Below are 23,743 nucleotides of genomic sequence, written 5' to 3' on the forward strand. Positions count from 1 at the left end.
TGTCTTTTTGTGTCGCAAAGCGGTTTTTTTGGTGTATTTTGCTATATTTGTGATACGTCGGCATGTGCCGGTGCCCGAACCTAAAACTGCTCTGTCATGAAAAAGAATCTGCTGGCAGGTCTCCTGTTGCTGTGGGCTTGTAGCGTTTACGGACAGAAACGGATCGTCGATCCCGTCCGGAGCGATTTCTCCTATGTGGCGAAATTCGACCGCGTCGAAATCACCGGTAAACGGACGGTGGCCGAAGTGACGCTGCGCTACCTCCCGAATTACTGGATCCGGTACGATTCGCTGACGACGTATCTGCAAGATTGCGGCAGCGACCGGCGGTACCGGTTGTTGGCCGCGGAAGGCTTCGAACTCAATAAGGAAGTGTACATGCCCGAATCGGGCGAGATGAAAGCCCGTTTCATTTTCGATCCGGTCGATGCCGATGTGCGTTGCGTCGATTTCATCGATCCGAGCTGGAAAAAATCGCATAATACGTACGGAATTTTTCTAGAGAAATCGGAGAAACCTTCGGTACTGCCGGATTGGGCGTCGGGAAACTGGTTGACGACGGACGGTTCGAACCGGTGGGTCTGCGGTTTTCTGCCGCAGACGGCGGTGTGGTGGAACGATTTCTGGGATTACGGAACGGTGACCCGTAAAGGAAAAACGCTGTGGGTGCAGCTTAAGAACGGCGATCGCGATACGACGCTCTGCCTGAAGGAAGGGCGCGACGGCGCGCTGTTGCTCGGCTCCGACGGCCGTACGTTCGCGACGCTGGGCCGCGACTTGGTGCGCCGCACTGCGCCGGCGGCGGAGTGGAAATACGACCCGGAAAAATACAGGGACGTCCTGTACGGTAAAAAGAAAGCGGTGATCCGCGGCGTGATCGACGGCTATACCCCGAAGCTGGGCTATACGACCGGTTCGTTGGGCGTGACCGACCATGTCCTGCGCCGGGATTCTTATTCTCTGATCGAAATCCGGCCCGACGGACGGTTCGACGTGGAAGTGGAGGTGGAAGCTCCGCAGGCATTGTATATGCAGATCGGAGAAGACGTCTCCGGTTATGTATTCGTGGCGCCGGGCGATACGCTGATGTGTTATTACAGTATAACCGATTTGCAGAATCCCCGGCGACATGGATATGAACAGATATGGGATTGTTCCCGGTTCATGGGAGGTTCGGCGCCGCATAACCAGTTTTATTTAATCGCCCAACGGATGATGCCCAATCCGTGGGGCGTTTACGACCGGATGAGCAAATGCATCGAGAAGGACGCCTCGGACGAATTCAGGGTGTGGATCGACGGGCGGCTCCGTCAGGTGGACGATTCGTTGGCGGCGCTGTCCGCCCGCTATGAATTTTCCGCCCGGACGCGGGATCTGCTGTACGCGAATTTCCGGACGGCCGAATACCGGAACCTGCTCAATTACCAGATGCGGCATTCCGATCGCCGGTATACCTACTCGCAACGGCCCGACGGAACCTATAAGGCGACGCCGAATCCCGATTACCGGCCGCTGCCGAAGTCGTTCTGTGATTTTATGACGATGGATTTCGTCGACGATCCGCTGATGATCGCGACAACCTGCTTTGCCGAGGTGATCAACCGGCTCGAATACGGCCCGGCCATGTTCGTAGGCGCCGCATACAACGGGTTTAATAAACGATACGACTCCCTCGGGATGAAAGCGGTCGCCGATGTCGGCAAGCGGATGAAAGCGTCGATGCCGGAGCCGACCCCGCATCAGATGGCTACGCTGGATTCGTTGATCGCCGGGAAAAGGGATTCCGCCGGATTGGCCGGGCTCGATACTATCGTCATCCGCCGTTTCCGGGCTTTGGAGCAGGATTTTTTGAAACGGGAGATCGCTCGGATCAGGTCGGAACAAGAACGGTCGCTTTACCGGGCCGCTTTCGACACTTTGCGCAGTTACGGATTGGATCGCTGCGTGGCTTACGATTATACGCTCGCACGCTGGTATGCCGGTCAAGGTGACAGACTGGAGAATGACAGCGCCCGACTGGAGGAGGTAGCCCGGCTGCTGCCCTATGTCAAAACCCCGTACGTGACCGGTAAGATCGTGCAGTCGTATGCTTCGGGTTGCGAAACCCGCCGGACGCAGGAGCGGCAGAAGCCGCGGACGAAGGCCGACGAATATTTCGACGAACTGATCGCGCCCTACAAGGAAAACGTACTATTCCTCGATTTCTGGTCGACGGGTTGCGGGCCGTGTCGCAGCGGCATGATCGCGGCGAAACCGGTCGTCGAAGAGTTGAAAGATTTGAAAATCAAGTTCCTTTATATTACCGACGAATCGCAGTCGCCGGTCGAGGTTTACGACCGTTTTTTGACGGAGAACGGGATCGGGGGAGAGCATATCCGGGTTACCCGCGATCAGTGGAACCTGCTGAAAGCGAAATTCGACATCGGCGGAATCCCGCATTACGCCGTAGTCGATAAACAGGGGCGCATCGTCGATAATAACGGGTGGTGCAGGATAGGGCCGAAACACTGTAAAAGTAAATTGCTGAAGCTGGAGAAAGAGCCTTGACGACGATCCGGATCGGGTGGCGGGGGAGCGGCGTAGCAGTAGAAACCGACGTCCCGCGGCATCGATAGCGGCCCGGTTGTTCGCTGTATTTGTTGTGCAGAAAGAGAAATGTTTTAAAAGACAATCCGAAAGGGTTGTCTTTTTGTGTTATGAAATAGCTTTTTCAGGATGTTTTTATTAAATTTGTTTAGCGTCCGGATTCCGGACGGAAACCTGCAAATCTAAAACGATGCGATATGAAAAAGAGTTTGTTGTCGGGATTGTTTTTGTTGCTATGCTGTGCGGCTTGGGGACAGAAACGTACGGTCGATCCGGTGCGGAACGATTATGTTTACGTCGTGCGCTTCGACCGGATCGAAACCACAAAAGAGCGGACGGTGGCCGAGGTGACGTTACGCAACGATCCCGCTTCGTGGATCCGTTACGATACGGGATGTTATCTGCGGGAACGCGGCGGCGACCGGCGGTACAGGCTGCTGGCGGCCGAAGGGTTCGAACTGGGCAAGGAGGTTTTTCTACCCGCTCCCGGCGTGTCGAAAGCGCGGTTCGTTTTCGAACCGCTGGATGCGGATGTGCGTTGCGTCGATTTTCTCGGCAGACAGAAACCGCTCGAAAATACGTACGGCATTTGGCTGAAAGATGCGCCGTCGCCGCTTCCGGCGTGGGCTGCGGGCCATTGGATGACTTCCGACGGTTCGAACCGGTGGGTCTGCGGTTTTCTGCCGCAGACGGCGGTGTGGCGGAACGATTTCTGGGATTACGGAACGGTGACCCGCAAAGGAAAAACGCTGTGGGTGCAGCTTAAGAATGGCGATCGCGATACGACGCTCTGCTTGAAGGAAGGGCGCGACGGCGCGCTGCTGCTCGGCTCCGACGGCCGTACGTTCGCGACGCTGGGCCGCGACCTGGTGCGCCGCACTACGCCGGCGGCGGAGTGGAAATACGATCCGGAGAAGTACCGGAACGAGCTGTATCGTCCGGGCACGGCCGTGATCCGGGGTATTCTGGAAGGGTATACGCCGCAGTTCGGCTTTACGTCGGGAACCCTGATGTCGTACGATCCGATAACGGGCCGGGATTGCGCGGCGCTGATCGAGGTGCTTCCGGACGGCCGTTTTTCCGCCGAAATCGAAACGGAACATCCGAAGACCTTGGTGATGAGCCTGGGGCCCGGAACGATCAGGAATTTGTACGTCGAGCCGGGCGATACGCTGATGTGCCGTTTCGTGATGTCGGATCTGCAGAATCCTCAGTGCAGATCGGGAATGAAAGACTGGAGCCGGTCGCGGTTTATGGGCCGCGCGGCCGAATACAATATGTACCGGATGATCGCCGACCGAATCGTGCCGGCGCAAGACAGCGTTTACGGCCGGACTCAGGAGTGCGTCGGAAGAGGGGCTGCCGACGAATACAAGGCGTGGATCGCCGAACGTTTTCGCCGGACGGAAGATTCGTTGTCGGCTCTGGCGGCCCGTTACGAAATAAGCGGCCGGACGCGGGATCTGCTCTACGCGGAGCATAGTCAGCGGGCATTTTGTAATTTGTTGGACTATGCGTCGGCGAATCAAAATTCGAAAATCATAAACGGTCGGTTGCGCGACGACGGCGTTTACGAGGCCGAGAGGAATCCCGATTACCGGCCGCTTCCGGCGTCCTTTTACGATTTCGTTACGATGGAGCGGGTCGACGATCCGCTGATGACTACTACGTCCGATGCGAATTCGGTAATCAGCCGGCTTGTCGTCTGCAGTCCGGTGATGAATATAGGCCGTATCGCAGACGCATTTTCCGCATTCAGCGGTCTGTTCGGGCCGGGGCTGATCGCGCATATCGCCGGAAAGGTGCGGGAAGGATGTCCCGACCTGACTCCCGGGCAGCGGGCCGAGTTGGACAGCCTGCCGTTCAAGAGCCGGGGAGAGTCCGTCTCGATCCGGGATACGATGATCAGTCGTCGCTTCGGGGCTTGTCTCAAAGAGTTCAACGCGCAGCGGGCGAAAGAGCAGGCGCGGCTGGATACGCTGCGCGAAAAATACATGTATGCGAATGCGTTCGATACGCTGCGCCGTTACGGATTGGACCGTTGCCTGGCTTACGATTACGCATTGACCGGTTATTTTTACAGCCTCGTGTCGCAGCAACAGCAAAACGAGAATTTTCGGTTGGATCTTTTCGCGGAAATGACCCGGTTGCTGCCGTATGTCGGGACGCCGTACCTGACCGGCCGGATCGTGCGGGCGTACGAAGAAGCCTCGTCGGTCGTAATCCGGCCGGTCGAAAAAGACGAGCCGCGAACCAAAGCCGACGACTATTTCGACGAGCTGATCGCTCCGTACAGGGGATACGTGCTATACATCGATTTCTGGGGCACCGGATGCGCTCCGTGCAGGCAGGGGATGGTTGAGGCCCGCCAAACGGTCGAAGAGCTGAAAGATTCGAAAATCAAGTTCCTATATATCACGTCCGAAGGAATATCCCCGCTTGCGGCTTACGATCGGTTCCTTTCCGAACGCCGGATTCAGGGCGAGCGCCTGAGGCTGTCCGACGATCAGTGGAACTTGCTTTGTACTAAATTCGACATTTACGGGATTCCGCACTGCGTTGTGGTCGATAAGCAGGGACGGGTGGTCGATAACAATCGATGGAGCCGTTCCGGTCCCGCGCTTTGTAAAAGCAAGTTGCTGGAACTCGAAAAGCAGTGATCGTTTCGGGCGGGATTGCCGTTTTCCGGCGACCGTGCCGGTTCCGGCGAAAGTAATAAAAGCCCCCGGTTTAAACTAAAACAACCGGGGGACTTTTTACATTTTTACCGTTTTTTTTCTTCCGTCCGGCATACCTGTTTCGTTCGGCGTTTCGGGTTGGCCGGGAACCAGCCTTTGCGGACGCGCTCTTGCTGTTCGAACAGTTCCTTGATCGTCCAGAACGACGAGAACGCGAACACGCCGGCCAGCGCGGCGATCAGTACGTTGTCGGTCAGCAGCGACCAGGCGATCCCGCCGATTCCGAGCATGAGGAAAATCCACCAGCATCCGGTTCCCCAGTAATATTCGGCTTTGACGACTACCGGGTGAAACAGTCCGATAATCAAAAAGGTGGCGATCCCGATGACCAGTCCCAGCAAATGATATTCCGTTAAAAATTCCATATTGTTTTGTTTTACAAGTATTTTTGTTCTACGTAAGTTTCGATCGCCTGTTCCGTTTTTTGTTCCAAGACGTCGAGTTCTTCGCGTAGCAGCATGATTTTTGCGTCCGCGTTGATGTCGAGGTACCGGGCAAGCTGGGTGACTTCCCCTTCCGGCAACAGTTTCCGCTGCCGCCGGAAGTCGGTCGCTATCGTTTTCAGCAGCCGGAGCTGGAATTCGAACGATCCGATCTGTTCCGGAACCGTTTTTCCCTTCCTGCAAAGCTGCGCCCGATAGCGGGCTACGGGGATGGAACCGCATCTTTCGAGCGACTCCATCGGGAAAGGCCGCCCGGTACGGATTACCTCGCGGATAATCAAATCGTATACCCTTTTGTTGATCTGCAGTTTTTTGCGCTCCGTCGCGCGGCAGAGCGAATCGACCGATCGGAGCCGTATCCGTGCGAGCAGCGAATCGTTCGCCGTCGGGATCGGCTGCACGTAGCGACTCCATTGCGGAGTCCAGAGCGCGGCCGCTGCGATCTGTTTTTTATCCAGCAGCCGACACAGGGCGCCCAGTTCCAGCGCGAGTCTCCGACGTTCGTGGCTTTTTTCCACGACCCGGTTCGTGTTCTCCGGCCCCAGGATGTATTCCGTGTTTATCGGCCGCCCGTGCGCCCGAAAATCTGCATACAACGTCCGGAGCACGGCTTTTTTGAATACGAGTTCCAGCGAGTCCGTTTCGTCCGGAACGGCCCGGTAACGGCAGGAGAGGGAAAGGAGACTGTCCCTGCGTCGCTGGGCGGCCGGATAATAGCTCCGGTCGAACGTCTGCAACGAATCGACGGCCCGGACGTAATCGTCCAGATCGTCGTATCCGAGGCACGGGAACGGAAGCCGGATGTAAGGCTGGTCGGCAACCGTGAGCTCCGCGATCCCCTCGGTGAACAGGATCGCGTTGATCCGCAGCCTTTTGCTGTCTATGTCTTTTTGGAGTGAGTCCCTGACCGATCTCAGGTGCAGAATGCATGCCTTGCGTTCCGGCGAAAAATCGTCCGGATTTTCGGCTCGGGCGTGCGGGAACAGCAATACGAACGGGAAGATCAGGCAAATCGGGATTTTCATGGCTGCGGCGGATTATTATTTTCGCTCGTCCTGCAGGCGGTACAGATCCTGCCGGGTCAGCCACAGGGCTTCGCGAGCTTCTTCCAGCGAGGCGATGGCCTGCCGCAGTTCGTCGCTGTATTTCATTTCCATCTCTTTGTCGGGAGACAGGTCTGTGGCGAGATCCGATCCGATGGCTTCCGCGTCTTTCTGTATTTTGTTCTGTAAGTGAGGAACCGGAAACGGCGGAACCTCCCGGTTTTGCCTGCGGCAGACCGCAGCGACGGTGCGCAGCAGCGCGGTGTTCGATTCGAGCAGCCTGCGTTCGCGGATCTCCCGCTTCCAGCGGTATTCCTCGGAGGTGTGCGACAGGCGGGTGAATATCAGTTCCTGTCCGGCCTTCAGGCGTTCGTAGTCCGGTTTCCCGTCCTTTTCCGGAAGGTGCCGCATCAGCGACAGGTAAGCCGAGTCCTGCATCAGCACTTGGCGCAGTTGTTCCTCCGCATCGTCGAAAGCCCGGCGATAGGCCTTGCAGGAGTCGATTTTCAGGTTGTAGGATGCGATGTCGAAACGATAGTCGGCCAGCGAATAGACTGGGGCGATGATCCCCTTGCGGTAAGCGATTTCGGTGGCTTCTTCGAACACGGCCCAGCCCAGTTCTTTTTCCATCTGACGCACCGTGTCTTCGAAACGGCGGACTTCCCTTTGCAGAGAATCCGTTTTTGCGGAAACGGATGAAGATGCCGTCTCTCCGGCTGCGGGAGAATCCGTGATTCGCGGGCTGAACGACAAGCACAGGCAACCCAGAGCGATCAATCCGGCAACGGCTGCATTTGTTTTCATGCTTTGCAGGGGTTAGGTTATCTTCCTGCAAGGTAACGAGTTTTTGCCGCATCGCCAAACGGCCGGGGCGTTTTTTTACAGATTTTCTTTTACGAATTCGATGCACCGTTCCAGCAGGTGGTGCCGCGCATTGCCCATGCTGTGGTTTTTGTCCGGATAGATCCGCATTTCGAACGGTTTGCCGTGCGCCGTCAGTTGGGCGGCCATTTCGTAGGTGTTCTGAATGTGTACGTTGTCATCGGCCGTGCCGTGCGCGATCAGCAGTTTTCCTTCGAGCCGGTCGGCGAAACGTACCGGCGAGTTGTCGTCGTAGCCGGACGGGTTGTCCTGCGGCATGCCGTTATAAATTTCGGTGTAAACCGTGTCGTAGAAACGCCATGAGGTGACCGGCGCTACGGCGATCGCTATGCGGAACACGTCGTTGCCTTTCAGAATGCAGTTCAACGCCATGAACCCGCCGTAACTCCAGCCGTAAATGCCGATCCGCGACCCGTCCACGTAAGGCAGCGACCCCAGGTAGCGGGCCGCTTCGATCTGGTCTTCGGTTTCGTAGCGTCCCAGTTGCCGGTACGTGCATTTGCGGAACGATTCGCCGCGGAACCCGGTTCCCCGGCCGTCGACGCAGGCGACGATATAGCCTTGCTGCGCCAGCACGTCCGTCCATTCCATCGTCCAGCGGTCGGCGACCTGCTGCGATCCGGGACCGCTGTACTGGGTCATCAGCACCGGGTATTTTTTCGCCGGGTCGAAATCGCCGGGCCGCAGCAGATAGCCGTTCAGTTCGATGCCTTCCGAATTCCGGAACGTGAAAAATTCTTTGACCGGTACGCCCCGCTCCGCCAGCGTATCCCGTAGCGCGGCGTTGTCTTCGAGCGTGCGGATCAGCCGGCCGTCGGCGGCGTGCAGCGTGATCCGCTCCGGCGTCTCGACGTTCGAAAAGTAACTGATGTAGTAGCGAAACCCTTCGGACGGCAGGATGTTGTAAGTGCCGTCGCCCCCGGTCAGCCGTTTCTTATCCTTGCCGTCCAGTCGGACCGCATACAGGTCGCGTCTGAGCGGCGAGGTTTCGGTGGACAAGTAGTAAACCCGGTCGTCGGAGACGCCCAGCATCGCCGTGACTTCCCACTGTCCGTCGGTCAGTTGTTTCAGAAAGCCTTTGCGGATGCTGTGCAAGTACAGGTGCATGTAGCCGTTCCGTTCGCTGCGGACGACGAAACGGTCGCCGTCGGGCAGGAACGTGACGGTCGACCGGTCGGCGTGTTCGACGTAGCGTTCGTCGCGTTCGTCGTAAACGACGCGCGTCGCGCCGTTGCGGTCGCTCAATAACACTTCGAAGTGATTTTGCAGCCTGTTCAGCCGGTAGAAAGCCAGCTCTCCGGACGGCGTCCACAGCAGGCGCGGAATGTATCGGTCGGTTTCGCCGCCGGTATCGATCCGGACGGTTTCGCCGGTTTCCAGATCGTGGCAGTAGAGTTCGACGATCGAGTTTTCCTCGCCGGCCTTCGGGTACTTGAACGTGTAGTTTTCCGGATACAGCTTCCCGTCGAAACGGTTCATATTGTACTCCCTGACGCGGCTTTCGTCGAACCGCAGCCAGGCGATCCGCCGTCCGTCGGGCGACCATTCGAACGCCCGCGCGAAGGCGAATTCCTCTTCGTATACCCAGTCGGGGATACCGTTGATGATGTGGTTCTTCCGTCCGTCGGAGGTAATGCGGCGTTCGGCGCCGTCCGCGAGGTCGGCCACGAAAAGGTCGTTGTCGCGAACGAAGGCCACGCGGCGGCCGTCCGGCGAGAAGGCGGCCTGTTGCTGCGGCCCGCCCGTCGAAAGCCGCCTGAGCGATCCGTCTTTCGTATCGAATATCCAGTATTCGGCCGTGAACGAACGGCGGTACACCGGTTTTACGTCGGTCGACAGCAAGATGCGGGTTTCGTCGGCGCTGAACCGGTAATCCGTAAAGTCTATCGACGGGGTGGCTGTCGCGCGGTCGAAAATCACGGCCAGCCGTTCGCCCGTCCGGTAGCTGTATCGGACGATGCGGCCGCTGTCGACCGCCGTATAATGTTCGCCGTCGCGCATACTGCGGACGCCGCCGACGGTTTTCGGCGTGAACAAACCGCCGCGCAGGTCGGCGTAGTCGAAGCGGCCCTGGGCCGCCGCACCGGGATTCAGGATAAGCGCAGCCATCGTAATCAGGAAAAGTAAACGTCCGGCGTATCGTCCGCGCCGGGACAGGTCATACCGCGTTTCGAAATTCATCGGCAAGAGAGATTATTCGCCGGCCTTACACGCTTTCAGGCTCAAGTCGAGGCTCTTGATTTGGTGCGTCAGCGCGCCGACCGAGATGAAGTCTACGCCGCATTCGGCATATTCGCGCAGGTTTTTCAGCGTGATGCCGCCCGACGATTCGGTTTCGTACCGTCCGCCGATCAACGCGACCGCCTCGCGGGTCGTCTCCGGCGAGAAGTTGTCGAGCATGATCCGGTCGACACCGCCTACCGAGAGCACTTCGCGGATGTCGTCCAGCGATCGCACCTCGACTTCGATCGGGATATTTTTGCCTTTCTCTTTCAGGTAGGCCTGCGTCTTGCGGATCGCCGGCGTGATGCCGCCGGCGAAGTCGATGTGGTTGTCCTTGAGGATCACCATGTCGAACAGTCCGATGCGGTGGTTGCCGCCGCCGCCGATGCGGACGGCCATCTTGTCCAGCACGCGCATGCCCGGCGTGGTTTTGCGCGTGTCGATCACCTGAGTTTTGAGCCCGTCCAGTTCTTGGACGTAAACGGCCGTCTGTGTCGCCACGCCGCTCATTCGCTGCATGATGTTCAGCAGGATGCGTTCGGCCTGCAACAATGAGATCAGCCGTCCTTCGACGTAAAAGGCGATGTCGCCCGGTTGGACGCGCGCGCCGTCGTCGAGCCGTTTTTCGAATTTCGCTTCCGGATCGAGCCGGCGCAGCACGGTTTCGGCGACTTCGACGCCGGCCAGGACGCCTTCCTGCTTGACGAGCAGCTTCATCCGGCCGCGTTCGTCGTGCGGGATGCACGCGAGCGACGAATGGTCGCCGTCGCCGATGTCCTCGCGGATGGCCAGTTCGATCAGGTCGTTGACGAACGGGATATATTCTTCCTTCATGTTCTTTTCGATTATAAGTTTATAACGCAGCAAAGGTAAAAAAAAATACGTATGCCGCTGTTTTTATCGGCCGCCGTCCGTCCGGTTCGCTTTGTATGGGCCGATCCGCCGTATTTTCCGGATTCCGTGAATTTTCGAGGCCGAAGGAATCGGGACTCACCCGTAAAAAAGCGGTTAATAATTTTTATTGTTTTTTAAAAAGTTCTACCTTTGCTCGATCAACGGACGCCCAGGCATTTCGTAACCGGTTTGTTATAGTGCCCGGATGTCTGTTAACCGGTTGGATGATAACGATATGATCGGCGTTATGCCGGTTTGAGCATCATAGGCGGCGCGCGGAACGAAGACCGGAAACAGGATTCTTTCGCTTATTTTGCCGCAGTACATTAGGGAAGAAACAAGAAAACGAAAGTTATGAAAAATCTCAGAAGCAGTGTCTGTACCACGGGACGGAAAATGGCGGGAGCCAGAAGTCTCTGGAGAGCAAACGGAATGAAGGAAGAACAGTTCGGACAGCCGGTGATCGCCGTCGTCAACTCGTTCACTCAGTTCGTCCCCGGGCACGTGCATCTGCATGAAATCGGACAGCAAATCAAAGAGTGGATCGCCGAAGAGGGCTGTTTCGCCGCCGAGTTCAATACGATCGCCATCGACGACGGGATTGCGATGGGACACGACGGGATGCTCTATTCGCTGCCGTCGCGCGACCTGATCGCCGATAGCGTCGAATATATGTGCAACGCGCACAAGGTGGACGCGATGATCTGCATTTCGAACTGCGACAAGATCACCCCGGGGATGCTGATGGCCGCGATGCGGCTGAACATTCCGGCCGTTTTCGTGTCGGGGGGGCCGATGGAGGCCGGACGGCTCGGCGACCGCGCTTACGACCTGATCGACGTGATGGTCAAGGGAGCCGACAAGGATTTTTCGGACGACGATTTGTCGAAACTCGAACGCGCCGCTTGTCCGACCTGCGGTTCGTGCTCCGGTATGTTTACCGCCAACTCGATGAACTGTCTGACCGAGGCGCTGGGACTCTCGCTGCCCGGTAACGGAACGGTGTTAGCCACGCATAAACTGCGGACGGAGTTGTTCCGCAAGGCGGCCAAATTGATCGTCAAGAATGCCAGGGAATATTATTTCGACGATAACGAAGCCGTATTGCCGCGGTCGGTCGCTACGCGCGCGGCCTTCCTGAACGCGATGTCGATGGATATCGCGATGGGGGGGTCGTCGAATACCGTGCTGCACCTGCTGGCGGTTGCTCAAGAGGCCGGCGTGGATTTCACGATGAGCGACATCGACATGCTGTCGCGCCGCGTGCCGGTGATCTGCAAAGTTGCGCCGAACACGCCGCTGTACCATATTCAGGACGTCAACCGCGCCGGCGGAATCCTGAGCATTCTCGGCGAATTGAACCGAGGGAAGCTGCTCGATACGGCTGTCGTCCGCATCGACGGAATGACGCTCGGCGAGGCGATCCGCCTGAACGACCTGCGCAGTCCGGACGTTGCCGACGAGGCGAAGACGCGTGCGCTGGCCGCTCCCGGCGAACGTTTCAACCTGAAACTGGGTTCGCAGGATACGAGATACCCGGCGGCCGATACCGACCGCGAGAAGGGATGTATCCGCGACCTGGAGCATCCGTACCTGAAGGACGGCGGACTGGCCGTACTGTTCGGCAACATCGCCCGCAACGGTTGCATCGTCAAGACGGCGGGCGTCGACGAGTCGATCCTGCGTTTCGAGGGCAAAGCCCGCGTATTCGAATCGCAGGAAGAGGCCTGCGACGGTATTCTGGGCGGTAAGGTGAAAGCCGGCGACGTGGTGGTGATCCGTTACGAAGGGCCGAAAGGGGGCCCCGGTATGCAGGAGATGCTGTACCCGACTTCGTACCTGAAGTCGGTGAATCTCGGCAAGGCGTGCGCGCTGATTACGGACGGTCGTTTTTCCGGCGGTACGTCGGGACTGTCGATCGGGCACGTTTCACCCGAGGCCGCAGCGGGCGGCGACATCGCGCTGGTAAAGGACGACGATACGATCCTTATCGATATACCGAACCGAACGATCAATGTAGAACTTACTTCGGAGGAGCTCGATATGCGCAGGCAGGCGATTGTCCGCTTCGAACCCGTGGAGCGCAACCGAGTCGTCAGTCGGGCCCTTAAGGCCTACGCATCGATGGTAACATCGGCCGACAAGGGCGGAGTACGCGAAAACATTTAGCAACACGTTGTTCGGGGAAACAGCCTTGTAATAGCAGAATCGTTTTCGGAATACGTTCCGGGCGGTTGCGGTTGTTTTCCGATGGTTGAATTTTAATACGTTCATTATGTCCAACAAACAAAAAATAAAAGGGGCCGAGGCTCTCTTACTGTCGCTTATAGCCGAAGGAACCGATACGATATTCGGTTACCCGGGCGGTCAGGTAATCCCGATTTACGATCATCTGTACCATCATACCGATCGGTTGAATCACATTCTCACGCGCCACGAACAGGGCGCCGTACATGCCGCGCAGGGTTATGCGCGCGCCACCGGCAAGGTGGGCGTTTGCCTGGCTACGTCCGGCCCGGGCGCTACGAACCTGGTGACCGGGATCGCCGACGCGATGCTCGACTCGACGCCGATCATCTGCATTACCGGGCAGGTGCCTTCGACTCTGCTCGGAACGGACGCCTTCCAGGAGGCCGATACGATCAGCATGACGATGCCGATTTCGAAATGGAATTTCCAAGTGACCAAAGCGTCCGAAATTCCGGGTGCGATCGCCAAGGCTTATTACATCGCCCGCACGGGACGTCCCGGGCCGGTGGTGATCGATATTTCGAAAAACGCTCAGGTCGAGGAGTTCGATTACAGTTATAAACCGTGCATTTATTTGCGCAGCTACAAGCCGCATCCGGAGGTTGATCCGAAAGCGATCCAGCGGGCCGTCGAAATGATCAATGCGGCCGAACGTCCGCTGCTGATCGTTGGACAGGGCGTAAAGCTCGCCGGCGCGGAGACCAAGTTGCTGGAGTTCGCCGAAGCGGCCGGAATCCCGATGGCGCAGACGCTAATGGGTATTTCGACCGTGCCGAACAGCCATCCGCTGTTCATCGGTATGCTCGGGATGCACGGCAATATCGCCGGTAACCGGATGACGCAGCAGAGCGATCTGATCGTGGCCGTCGGTATGCGTTTCAGCGACCGGGTGACCGGTAACGTGAAGCAGTATGCGCCGAATGCGAAGATCATCCACGTCGATATCGATCCGGCCGAACTGGGCAAGAACGTGGCCGTCGAACTGCCGATCCATGCCGACGCCGGCGACGCGTTCGACGCGCTGAAAGTGGGCATCCGGTATAAGGAGCGCGCCGAATGGATTGCGATGGCGGAAGACTACCATCGACGCGAATACGAAGTCGTCGTGAAGCCGAGCACCGATCCGCAGGGCGTCCGTATTTCGATGTACGACGTGGTCAGCACGCTGGCCGAGGCCGAAAAGGCCGATGCGGTGATCGTAACCGACGTGGGACAGCACCAGATGTTCAGCGCCCGCTATTCGAAGTTCAATCGTACGCGCAGTTTCATTACGTCCGGAGGGCTCGGCACGATGGGATTCGGGCTGCCCGCCGCGATGGGGGCGAAACTCGGCGTGCCCGACCGCGAAGTGGTCGTGATGATGGGCGACGGCGGGTTTCAGATGACGATGCAGGAGCTTGGGACGATCATGCAGAACAAGATCGGCGTCAAGATGATCGTGCTGAACAACCATTACCTCGGTATGGTGCGCCAATGGCAGCAGTTGTTCTTCGAAAAGCGTTATTCGTACACGAGCCTCGAAAACCCGAAGTTCACGATGATTGCCGAGGCGTACGGGATTCCGAACCGTCGCGTGACGCAGTTGTCGGAACTGAAAGGGGCGATCGACGAACTGGTGAAGGCTCCGGAAGCCTATTTCCTCGAAGTGGACGTGCTGTCCGAGGAGAACGTTTTTCCGATGGTGCCGGCCGGCGCATCGCTGTCGGATCTGATCGCCAAGGAACCTGACAAAAAGTAGAACCTAACGGAGTTGACAGTTATGATTAAGGAATATATCGTTATCGCATTTACGGAGAACCAGATCGGGGTGTTGAACCGGATTACGGCTCTCTACCTGCGGCGTAAGATCAACATCGAAAGTCTGAAAGTATCGGAATCGTCGATCAAGGGAATCAGTATGTTCGTGATCTCGGCTTTTACGACGCAGGAGGTTATCGACAAACTGGCCAAGCAACTGCGTAACATCGTCGAGGTGATCCAGGTGGAATACTATTCGAATGACGAGTTGATTACGCAGGAGATCGCGCTCTATAAACTTTCGTCGAAGATTTTCAAGGAGAGCGGCACGGTGGACATGATCGTCCGCGAGTGGAGCGCCCGTATCATCGAGATGAACCCGGCGTACGTAGTGGTCGAGAAGACCGGCACGCGCGAGGAGATCGAGAACATGCGCACGGAGCTCGAAAGCCGGGGAATCCTGATCGAGTTTACGCGTTCGGGCAGCGTGGTGCTGCACCGCGAGCCGAACGGAAACGGATTGAACGAACTATAACAAACTTATAAATCGATTTTTAAAAACAGAAAATCATGGCAAAAATGAATTTCGGGGGAGTTGTGGAGAACGTGACCACACGTGAAGAGTTCCCCCTGAGCAAAGCGCTCGAAGTGCTGAAGAACGAAACCATCGCAGTGATCGGATACGGCGTTCAGGGCCCCGGACAGTCTCTGAATCTGAAAGATAACGGATTCAACGTGATCGTCGGCCAGCGTAAAAATTCGAAGACGTGGGACAAAGCCGTTGCCGACGGCTGGGTTCCGGGAAAGACGCTGTTCGAAATCGAAGAAGCCTGCGAAAAGGCGACCATTATTCAGTACTTGCTGTCGGACGCCGCTCAGATCGCCGTATGGCCTTCCGTGAAAAAGCACCTGACGGCCGGCAAGGCGCTCTATTTCTCGCACGGTTTCGGCGCTACCTATTCGGATCGCACCGGTATCGTTCCTCCGAAAGACGTGGACGTGATCATGATCGCTCCGAAAGGTTCGGGTACTTCGCTGCGCCGTTTGTTCCTCGAAGGTCGCGGTTTGAACTCAAGCTATGCCGTTTTGCAGGATGCTACCGGCCGCGCTATGGAACGCGTGATCGCGCTGGGTATCGGCGTGGGTTCGGGCTACCTGTTCGAAACGACTTTCAAACGCGAGGTTTATTCCGACCTGACCGGCGAACGCGGTACGCTGATGGGCGCTATCCAAGGTATTTTCGCCGCGCAGTACCAGGTGTTGCGCGAAAACGGCCACACGCCGTCGGAAGCCTTCAACGAAACCGTTGAGGAATTGACCCAGAGCCTGATGCCGTTGGTAGGCGAAAACGGAATGGACTGGATGTACGCCAACTGCTCGACGACCGCACAGCGCGGCGCCCTGGACTGGTGGAAGCCGTTCCGCGACGCGACCCTGCCGGTGTTCAAGAAACTGTACGCCGAAGTGGCTGCCGGTAACGAAGCGCAGCGTTCGATCGACTCGAACAGCAAGCCGGATTACCGCGAAAAGCTGAACCAGGAGCTCAAAGAGTTGCGCGAAAGCGAAATGTGGCAGGCCGGTGCGACTGTCCGCAGCCTGCGTCCGGAAAGAAACAAATAATCCGTTTCGGACTGTTTCGTTTTTAAAGCGATCCCGCCGACGGCGGGATCGCTTCGTCGTTTTATAACAGTGCGTTTTCTCGCCTGAAATTCGGCCGGATCGTTTGCTGTTCGGGTGAGGGGAGTCGTTTATAAAACGAAAGACGCGTCGCATCGTGCGCGTCTTCCGGATGTTCGTCCCCGTTCGGAGCCGGTAGCATTTATTCGCCGAGCGTTTCGAGCAGGTCGTAGGAGGGTGCGAAAAACAGCGTGCCGGTTACGGCGGTGCTGAAATCGAGCAGGCGGTCGGTATTGCCTGCCGGATCGCCGACGAACATGTTTTCCAGCATCCGCCGCGTGGTGGAGAACGTTCCCGCATAACCGATGAAATAGGTGCCGTATTCTCCTTTGGAGGTGTTGGCGAAAGGCATGTTCGCCCGTACGATCTTCAGGTCGTTGCCTGCGCTGTCCTGGATGTTGGTCACGGCATTGTGAGCGTTGGCGGGTTTCTCCTCGTCGGAGAGTTCCACGTCGTTGAATTTTTTCCGGCCGATCGTTTTTTCCTGTTCCTCGACCGGCAGGGCGTTCCATGCGTTCATGTCGTGCAGGTATTTCTGCACGAAAATGTAGCTGCCTCCCGCAAATCCGGAATCTTCATCCCCGATTACGGCGAACTCGTACGGATTTTCGTCCACGGCCGGGTTTTCGGTGCCGTCTACGAATCCGATGATCGCCTTGCCGTCCTGATACCTGAAGCCGTGAACTTCGTCAATGGGGTCTACGGTTCCTTTCAGCTTTTCGTCGATGATGGAAGCGAATTCGAAACAAACGCCCATCTGCCTGCCCCGGATGTGGAAAAACAGGTCTCCGGGCGTGGAAACCGCCGTATGCCTGGCGCCTTTGATCTCTTGGAACGTTTCGAGTTCCCGCGGTTTCGGCCGTTCCGGGAAAAGATGGCTCCATGCGTCGGCCCCGAATCCCATCGTACAACTGAACTGCATGTCGGGGAATCGGTTGCGTATGCTGCGGATCATGGCCGAGAAGTTGGCGCACAAATCTTTTATCCGGTCTGCCGTCCGGGGCGTTTCTTTGAGTCCGTACACGATAAAGACGGCGTTCTCGCCCGCTCTTTCGGTTACGTCCTGCGGTATGTTTCCTGCGATCGCAGGGGGCGTGTTTAAATTCATATCATTAGGATTAACGGTTGATCGCGCATTTGCCCCGGTTGCCGCGTACAGGGCGCCGGGGATCGAAAGATACGAAAGAAGGACAAAAAAAACAATGCTTTCTTTCGCTTTCCAAAGCTGAAAACAATATCGGATTCCGGAATGATTCATGGCCTTTGCGATTTGATATGCAGTGTTTTACGGACGACGGGACGGCCTTTTCGGGAATTGCCGGTTCGTCCGCTGTTTTTGCGTTCCGGTCGAAACCGATCGCGTGCGAACCGATGCTCAATCGTTCCCGACGGGACGGTTCGGAAATCGAAGGTATGGAATTTATCGTAATTTTCCGCCTTTCTCCGCCGGAAATTCCATAAATGTACCCGAATGCGGTATCGTTTTCCGGGAAGCGTTCGTCCGGCGGTACGAGTCGTTTTCGGGTACCCGGTCGGACGGCGGGTTTTGTAGTTCCGATCCGGCCGGAAGCGTACGATTTTTCGCGGAAATGATTACATTTGCAAATCTAAAATTCAGCTAAATGGAGAAAAAACTACATCGGGGGACCCTTTGCGTTCAGGCGGGATGGACTCCCAAAAAAGGCGAGCCCCGCGTGCTGCCGATTTATCAGAGCACCACGTTCAAATACGAGACGAGCGAACAGATGGCCCGGCTGTTCGATCTGGAAGAGAGCGGCTACTTCTATACCCGGCTGCAGAACCCGACCAACGATGCGGTAGCGGCGAAGATCGCTGCGCTCGAAGGCGGCGTAGCCGGCATGTTGACCTCTTCGGGCCAGGCCGCTTCGTTCTATTCCGTGTTCAACATCTGTTCGGCCGGCGACCACGTCGTCAGCGCGTCGACGATCTACGGCGGAACCTATAACTTGTTCGGCGTGACGTTGCCGAAACTGGGCATCGAGGTGACGTTCGTCGATCAGGACGCTTCCGAGGAGGAGATCGCCCGGGCGTTCCGTCCGAATACCAAAGCGCTGTTCGGCGAAACGATATCCAATCCCGGCGTAGCCGTGCTGGATATCGAGAAATTCGCGCGGATCGCGCACGGTCACGGCGTGCCGCTGATCGTGGACAATACGTTCGCCACGCCGATCAACTGCCGCCCGATCGAGTGGGGGGCCGACATCGTGACGCACTCGACGACCAAATATATGGACGGCCATGCGACCAGCGTTGGCGGCGCGATCGTCGACAGCGGCAATTTCGATTGGGAAGCCCATGCGGACAAATACCCCGGACTGACCCGTCCCGACGCTTCGTATCACGGACTGACCTATACGAAAAATTTCGGCAAGTTGGCCTATATCACCAAGGCGACCGCGCAGTTGATGCGCGACCTAGGCTCGATCCAGTCGCCTCAAAACGCTTTCTTGCTGAACCTCGGACTCGAAACGCTGCACCTGCGGATGCCGCGCCACTGTGCCAATGCGCAGAAAGTAGCCGAATACCTGAAAGGCAACGGGCAGGTGGCATGGGTGAATTACTGCGGCCTGAAAGGGGACAAATACTACGATTTGGGGCAAAAATACCTGCCGAACGGTTCCTGCGGCGTGCTGTCGTTCGGACTGAAAGGCGGACGCGACGTGTCGATCCGTTTTATGGACAACCTGAAACTGGCCGCTATCGTCACGCATGTGGCCGACGCCCGCACTTCGGTGCTGCACCCGGCGAGCCATACCCACCGCCAACTAACCGACGAACAACTGATCGAAGCCGGCGTAGCGCCCGACTTGATCCGTTTTTCGGTCGGCATCGAGGATGCGGAGGATATCATCGCCGATATCGAACAGGCCTTGTCGAAATAGAGGATTATCCGGTTTTACGAATGGTTTGCGATGTGGCATTTTGCGGAATGCTGCATCGCTTTTTGTGTGAAAAAGGTGCTTATTTTTGTCTTTTGTAACAAAATTTTTCATCTTTGCAAAAGTTGGTCCGGATTGGAGGCTTGATTAAATTAGGGTTGCTGGATGAGAAAATTTCTACTTGCTTTGTTGCTGAGCGTTAGTGTCCTGGGCGTTTCCGCACAAAAATATACGATATCCGGAAGAGTGCAGATCGGCAAGTCGTCGAAAGGGGTTCCGATGGCCGTCGTGACGGTGGTTGACGCGAACCTGTGGGCGATTACCGACGACAACGGACATTTTTCGATCAGGAACGTGCAGGCCGGCAAGCATCCGGTCAATGTTTCGTGCCTGGGGTACGTCGCTCTGGACAGCGAGTTGAACGTGACCGGCGATAGGGACGATCTGGTTTTCCGGTTGTGCTGCGCCGACCTGAAACTCTCCGAAGTGGTGGTTACCGCGCGCGAGAACCGCAACAGCATGAGCACTTCGCGCGTGATCGACAAGGCGGCGCTGGACCATTTGCAGATGGTCAACGTTTCGGACGTGTCGAGCCTGCTGCCGGGCGGCAAAACCGTGAACCCGAACCTGATGAAAGACAACGTGTTTTCGATCCGCGACGGCGGCGTCTCGCAGGGGAACGCTTCGTTCGGTACGGCGGTCGAGGTCGACGGCGTACGGTTGTCGACGAACGCTTCGTTCGGCGACTTGTCCGGAGCGAGCACGCGGAATATCGCATCGAGCAACGTGGAATCCATCGAAGTAATTACGGGTATTCCGTCGGTCGAATACGGCGACCTGACGAGCGGCGTCGTCAAGGTAAAGACGCGCAAGGGCAAAACGCCTTATACGGCGACTTTTACGACGAACCCCAAAACCAAGCAGTTTTCGCTGAGCAAAGGTTTCGACCTGGGGAGGGATCTCGGTTCGCTGAATGTCGCGCTGGAGCATACGCGCGCGATCGACAACCCGGTTTCGCCGTACACGACTTACCAGCGGAACGGAATCGCGCTGAATTATGCGCGCGTTTTCAGGCGGGGAAGCACGCCGCTGAACTTTTCGGTCGGCCTGACGGGCAATCTCGGCGGCATGAATACCAAGGACGACCCGGACGCGCAGACCGGCGAGTGGAAAAAGGCGCACGACAATGCGTTGCGGTTCAATACTTCGCTCGACTGGCTGCTGAACAAATCCTGGATTACGAACGTGGCGGTAACGGCCTCGGTGAATTATGCCGACATGCTGTCGAAATACCACTTGCCGGTACATACCGCGTCGGAACAGCCGGCCGTGAATGCGACGACCGAAGGTTATTTCGTCGCCAATCAACTGCCTGTCAATTACGTGAACACACAGTTCATCGACTCGAAAGAGCTGGATTACGGGGTCTCGCTGAAGGCGAACTGGTCGCGCCGTTTCGACCGGCTGCTGAACCGGGTGAAAGCCGGCGTCACCTGGAGCGCGAACGGCAATGTCGGTCAGGGAGAGTATTACGAAAATCCGCAGTTGCAGCCGAACGGTTTCCGTCCCCGGCCGTATACGGACATTCCGTATATGCATAACCTGGCGGTCTACCTCGAAGACAACCTGACGCTGCAGCTCGGTCAGACTTCGCTCGGGGTGATGGCCGGCGTCCGCGGCGAGAAGACCCTGATCAAGAACATGCAGTACGACAAGGCGCAGAGCCTGTCGCCGCGATTCAATGTGAAATATACGCTGATCAATCGCGAACGGAAATATTTTCTGAACCAGTTGAACGTGCGGGGCGGATGGGGAATCACCGAGAAACTGCCGTCGTTCAATATCCTTTACCCCGATCCGCTGTACCGCGATATCCAGGTGTTCGGGGCTTCGTACGCCGACAACCGCAGCGTGTATGTCTACCATACGACGCCCTATTCGATCGCCTACAACGACAACCTGCGGTGGATGCGTAACCGGAATATCGAGGTCGGGGTGGATCTGACCCTCGACGGCACCCGGATATCGGTGGCCGGTTATTTCAATAAAACCAAGTATCCTTATCGCCTCAATACGACCTATTCGCCGTTCGAATACCGCATCAGTCAAGTGCCGGGCGGTTATAAAATGCCGGCCAATCCCGACATCGTCGTGGATAACCGCACCGGTCAGATCCTCGTGGGCGACAAGGACGATCCGTCGGCCGGTTACACGCCGATGGATACCAAGGTGATGGACAAGACTTTCGTGAAGAACATCTATCAGGACAACAGTTCGCCGGTCGACCGGAAAGGTTTGGAAGTGACGGTCGATTTCCCGCAGATTCCGTCGATCCGGACACAGTTCCGTTTCGATGCCGCTTATACGAACGTGAAGTACGTCAACGAAGGGTTTTCCTACATTTACAAGGAAAACCAGTCGCATTCGTCGATTCCGGGTCGTTCGTTCGAGTACGTGGGGATTTATGCCGACAACGGCGGTTCGACGACCGCCACCTACAACGGCCGGCAGACGAAGCGTCTCGATGCGAACCTGACCGCCATTACGCACATTCCGTCGATCCGGATGGTCATCTCGTTGCGCCTGGAGGCGTCGCTGGTTTCGCGCTCGCGGAACATCTCGTCCTATCACGGTAAACAACTGGCCTACCAGGTGGAGCAGGAGGGCGAGAGCTATACGGCGCTGAGGCCGCTTTACTATATGGATCTGGAAGGAAACGTCTACAATTACGACGATGCCGCCGCAAACGATCCCGTGCTCAAGGGGTTGATAATCAACGGGAACTCATTCCAGTTGAAACAGGACGGGTACGATCCTTATTTTTCGGCCAATCTGAGCATTACCAAGGAGATCGGTAACGTGGCGTCGGTTTCGTTCTACGCCAACAACTTTACCAATGCCCGCAAGTACCTGGCTTCGTATGCGAGCGGGGTGAAGGTGATCCTGACTCCCGATTTTTATTACGGACTGACCTTGCGGTTAAAATTTTAGCGGAAAAGGAGTATGAAAAAGTATAAATATATCGCGGGAATCGTATTGGGCATGGTCGCTGTCGTGTTGTGTTCGTGCAACGACTTGCTCGACGGGAAGGATAATCCGTACGAGGGGACGACTCGGGAGCTCACCGTGCGGCTGGTGTACCCCGAAGGTCATCCCGACCGGGAGGGCGGGAGCGCGCGGGTGACTCTGGAGGACGTGGACAGGGGCACGGTCTATACGGCTTCGGCCGGCAACGACGATATGGCCCGGTTCGAAGTGGCTTTCGGAATTTACCGGGTCAGCGCGCGCGACCGGGTGTCGGAGCAGGATGCGGTCATCTATTTCAACGGCGCGCGCGATCAGATGATCGTCTCTGCGGCCAGCGACCTTTCGCAGCCGGTGAATATCCCGCTGGTGGCTTCCAAAACCAGTCAAATCGTCATCAAGGAGGTCTACTGCGGCGGCTGTAAGAAAGATCCGCTGGAAGGTACTTATCAGAGCGATAAGTACGTGATCCTGTACAACAATTCCGAAAAGGTCGCCTACCTCGACAATATCTGTTTCGGAACGGTCGATCCTTACAATGCGTACGGAACGAACGTCTGGCTGATTGCCGATCCCGAGACCGGGGAGAAATCGTTCCGGGATTACGTGCCGCTGGTGGAGTGCGTGTGGGGTTTTCCGGGCGGCGGTACGGATTATCCGCTCGAACCCGGCGGCCAGGCCGTAATGTGCATCAACGGGGCGATAGACCATACGTTGCAGTATCCGCTGTCGGTCGATCTGAACCGTGCGGATTGTTTCGTCTGCTACGACAATACGTACTATACCAACACGACTTACCATCCCACTCCGGGGGATAAAGTGCGCACTGACCGTTACATGCAGGTGCTTCGGAAGACCGGAACGGCGAAGGCTTATACGATTTCGGTCGATTCGCCGACGACGCTGTTTTTCAAGGTGCCCGCAGAAGCCGGCACCGCCAGAGAGTATATGAACGACGCGGCCAACGAGGTGTTGAAGCCCGGTTATCCGGGAACCCGCTGCATCAAAGTGCCGAACGAATGGATCATGGACGGCATGGAGGTCTTTTCGGGCAGCTCGACCGGAAATGCGAAACGGCTGGCGCCTGCGATCGACGCCGGTTACGTAACGCTGACTGAGAATTTCCTCGGGCGGACCCTGTACCGCAACGTCGATGCCGAGGCCACGCTCGCGATCGAGGGCAATCCGGTGGTGTACGGGTACGCCTACGGGAACGATCCGAGCGGGATCGATGCCGAGGCTACGCTGAAGGCGGGCGGTAGGGTCGTTTATCAGGATACCAATAATTCGACGCAGGATTTCCACGAGCGCAGCGTCCAGTCGCTCCATACGGGCGTCCGGTGACG

The 23,743-nt window shown here is 57.0% G+C and carries 15 protein-coding genes; 9 read left to right on the forward strand and 6 right to left on the reverse strand.

What is annotated here, in order from left to right; translation table 11 throughout:
• Positions 1 to 96 precede the first annotated feature (96 nt).
• Both C1A08_RS07320 and C1A08_RS07325 read left to right on the forward strand, forming a co-directional pair.
• The gene (locus tag C1A08_RS07320; RefSeq protein WP_101572450.1) at positions 97 to 2,547 is read left to right on the forward strand and encodes a TlpA family protein disulfide reductase; all 2,451 of its coding nucleotides are present in this window, start codon (positions 97 to 99) and stop codon (positions 2,545 to 2,547) included.
• A 236-nt stretch (positions 2,548 to 2,783) separates the two neighbouring features.
• The gene (locus C1A08_RS07325) at positions 2,784 to 5,246 is read left to right on the forward strand and encodes a TlpA family protein disulfide reductase (protein WP_101572452.1); all 2,463 of its coding nucleotides are present in this window, start codon (positions 2,784 to 2,786) and stop codon (positions 5,244 to 5,246) included.
• Positions 5,247 to 5,350: 104 nt separating this feature from the next.
• Here the strand turns inward: C1A08_RS07325 and C1A08_RS07330 are convergent, their stop codons facing one another.
• From C1A08_RS07330 to nadC, 5 genes are all read right to left on the reverse strand, one after another.
• Positions 5,351 to 5,689, reverse strand: coding sequence for a DUF4491 family protein (locus C1A08_RS07330; RefSeq protein WP_101572454.1), 339 nt, complete (start codon positions 5,687 to 5,689; stop codon positions 5,351 to 5,353).
• An 11-nt stretch (positions 5,690 to 5,700) separates the two neighbouring features.
• A complete protein-coding gene (locus C1A08_RS07335; RefSeq protein WP_101572456.1) occupies positions 5,701 to 6,792 on the reverse strand; it encodes a hypothetical protein in 1,092 nt (363 codons plus the stop codon).
• Positions 6,793 to 6,807: 15 nt separating this feature from the next.
• The gene (locus C1A08_RS07340; protein WP_145996535.1) at positions 6,808 to 7,614 is read right to left on the reverse strand and encodes a hypothetical protein; all 807 of its coding nucleotides are present in this window, start codon (positions 7,612 to 7,614) and stop codon (positions 6,808 to 6,810) included.
• Between the two features lie 75 nt (positions 7,615 to 7,689).
• Positions 7,690 to 9,873: a S9 family peptidase gene (locus C1A08_RS07345; protein ID WP_257937067.1), complete on the reverse strand. Its 2,184-nt coding sequence runs from the start codon at positions 9,871 to 9,873 to the stop codon at positions 7,690 to 7,692.
• 12 nt (positions 9,874 to 9,885) lie between these two features.
• Entirely contained in the window at positions 9,886 to 10,749 is an 864-nt protein-coding gene (gene nadC, locus C1A08_RS07350; protein ID WP_055205131.1) for a carboxylating nicotinate-nucleotide diphosphorylase, read from the reverse strand.
• A gap of 414 nt (positions 10,750 to 11,163) precedes the next feature.
• On the opposite strand from nadC, the gene ilvD reads away from it, so the two are divergent.
• The 4 genes from ilvD (at position 11,164) to ilvC (ending at position 16,416) form a co-directional block, all read left to right on the forward strand.
• Positions 11,164 to 12,978 carry a dihydroxy-acid dehydratase gene (gene ilvD / locus C1A08_RS07355; protein WP_101572460.1) on the forward strand — a complete coding sequence of 605 codons (1,815 nt, stop codon included), beginning with the start codon at positions 11,164 to 11,166 and terminating at the stop codon, positions 12,976 to 12,978.
• Between the two features lie 106 nt (positions 12,979 to 13,084).
• Positions 13,085 to 14,797 carry a biosynthetic-type acetolactate synthase large subunit gene (gene ilvB, locus C1A08_RS07360; protein WP_101572735.1) on the forward strand — a complete coding sequence of 571 codons (1,713 nt, stop codon included), beginning with the start codon at positions 13,085 to 13,087 and terminating at the stop codon, positions 14,795 to 14,797.
• Between the two features lie 21 nt (positions 14,798 to 14,818).
• On the forward strand, positions 14,819 to 15,331 hold the full coding sequence (gene ilvN, locus C1A08_RS07365) for an acetolactate synthase small subunit (RefSeq protein ID WP_055204624.1): 513 nt from the start codon (positions 14,819 to 14,821) through the stop codon (positions 15,329 to 15,331).
• A gap of 35 nt (positions 15,332 to 15,366) precedes the next feature.
• A complete protein-coding gene (gene ilvC, locus C1A08_RS07370) occupies positions 15,367 to 16,416 on the forward strand; it encodes a ketol-acid reductoisomerase (RefSeq protein ID WP_055204626.1) in 1,050 nt (349 codons plus the stop codon).
• A 199-nt stretch (positions 16,417 to 16,615) separates the two neighbouring features.
• Here the strand turns inward: ilvC and C1A08_RS07375 are convergent, their stop codons facing one another.
• Positions 16,616 to 17,581 carry a Dyp-type peroxidase gene (locus tag C1A08_RS07375; RefSeq protein WP_101572462.1) on the reverse strand — a complete coding sequence of 322 codons (966 nt, stop codon included), beginning with the start codon at positions 17,579 to 17,581 and terminating at the stop codon, positions 16,616 to 16,618.
• A gap of 514 nt (positions 17,582 to 18,095) precedes the next feature.
• Between C1A08_RS07375 and C1A08_RS07385 the strand changes: the two genes are divergently transcribed.
• The 3 genes from C1A08_RS07385 to C1A08_RS07395 all read left to right on the forward strand — a co-directional run bounded on the left by C1A08_RS07385 (position 18,096) and on the right by C1A08_RS07395 (position 23,741).
• Positions 18,096 to 19,376: an O-acetylhomoserine aminocarboxypropyltransferase/cysteine synthase family protein gene (locus C1A08_RS07385; protein ID WP_101572466.1), complete on the forward strand. Its 1,281-nt coding sequence runs from the start codon at positions 18,096 to 18,098 to the stop codon at positions 19,374 to 19,376.
• A 162-nt stretch (positions 19,377 to 19,538) separates the two neighbouring features.
• Positions 19,539 to 22,364 (forward strand): TonB-dependent receptor, encoded by a 2,826-nt coding sequence (locus tag C1A08_RS07390; RefSeq protein WP_101572468.1) that lies wholly within the window; start codon positions 19,539 to 19,541, stop codon positions 22,362 to 22,364.
• Positions 22,365 to 22,376: 12 nt separating this feature from the next.
• Complete coding sequence (locus tag C1A08_RS07395; protein WP_101572470.1) at positions 22,377 to 23,741, forward strand: DUF4876 domain-containing protein; 1,365 nt, start codon at positions 22,377 to 22,379, stop codon at positions 23,739 to 23,741.
• The last annotated feature ends 2 nt before the right edge of the window (positions 23,742 to 23,743 follow it).

This window comes from Alistipes sp. cv1, from assembly GCF_900240235.1.
Lineage (GTDB): Bacteria > Bacteroidota > Bacteroidia > Bacteroidales > Rikenellaceae > Alistipes_A > Alistipes_A hominis.

Coding starts and splice junctions, on each gene's coding strand:
- C1A08_RS07395 (WP_101572470.1), top strand. CDS start 22,377: ATGAAAAAGTATAAATATATCGCGGGAATCGTATTGGGCATGGTCGCT.
- C1A08_RS07375 (WP_101572462.1), bottom strand. CDS start 17,581: ATGAATTTAAACACGCCCCCTGCGATCGCAGGAAACATACCGCAGGAC.
- ilvN (WP_055204624.1), top strand. CDS start 14,819: ATGATTAAGGAATATATCGTTATCGCATTTACGGAGAACCAGATCGGG.
- C1A08_RS07320 (WP_101572450.1), top strand. CDS start 97: ATGAAAAAGAATCTGCTGGCAGGTCTCCTGTTGCTGTGGGCTTGTAGC.
- C1A08_RS07330 (WP_101572454.1), bottom strand. CDS start 5,689: ATGGAATTTTTAACGGAATATCATTTGCTGGGACTGGTCATCGGGATC.
- C1A08_RS07325 (WP_101572452.1), top strand. CDS start 2,784: ATGAAAAAGAGTTTGTTGTCGGGATTGTTTTTGTTGCTATGCTGTGCG.
- C1A08_RS07390 (WP_101572468.1), top strand. CDS start 19,539: ATGAGAAAATTTCTACTTGCTTTGTTGCTGAGCGTTAGTGTCCTGGGC.
- C1A08_RS07340 (WP_145996535.1), bottom strand. CDS start 7,614: ATGAAAACAAATGCAGCCGTTGCCGGATTGATCGCTCTGGGTTGCCTG.
- C1A08_RS07385 (WP_101572466.1), top strand. CDS start 18,096: ATGGAGAAAAAACTACATCGGGGGACCCTTTGCGTTCAGGCGGGATGG.
- C1A08_RS07345 (WP_257937067.1), bottom strand. CDS start 9,873: ATGAATTTCGAAACGCGGTATGACCTGTCCCGGCGCGGACGATACGCC.
- ilvB (WP_101572735.1), top strand. CDS start 13,085: ATGTCCAACAAACAAAAAATAAAAGGGGCCGAGGCTCTCTTACTGTCG.
- ilvC (WP_055204626.1), top strand. CDS start 15,367: ATGGCAAAAATGAATTTCGGGGGAGTTGTGGAGAACGTGACCACACGT.
- ilvD (WP_101572460.1), top strand. CDS start 11,164: ATGAAAAATCTCAGAAGCAGTGTCTGTACCACGGGACGGAAAATGGCG.
- nadC (WP_055205131.1), bottom strand. CDS start 10,749: ATGAAGGAAGAATATATCCCGTTCGTCAACGACCTGATCGAACTGGCC.
- C1A08_RS07335 (WP_101572456.1), bottom strand. CDS start 6,792: ATGAAAATCCCGATTTGCCTGATCTTCCCGTTCGTATTGCTGTTCCCG.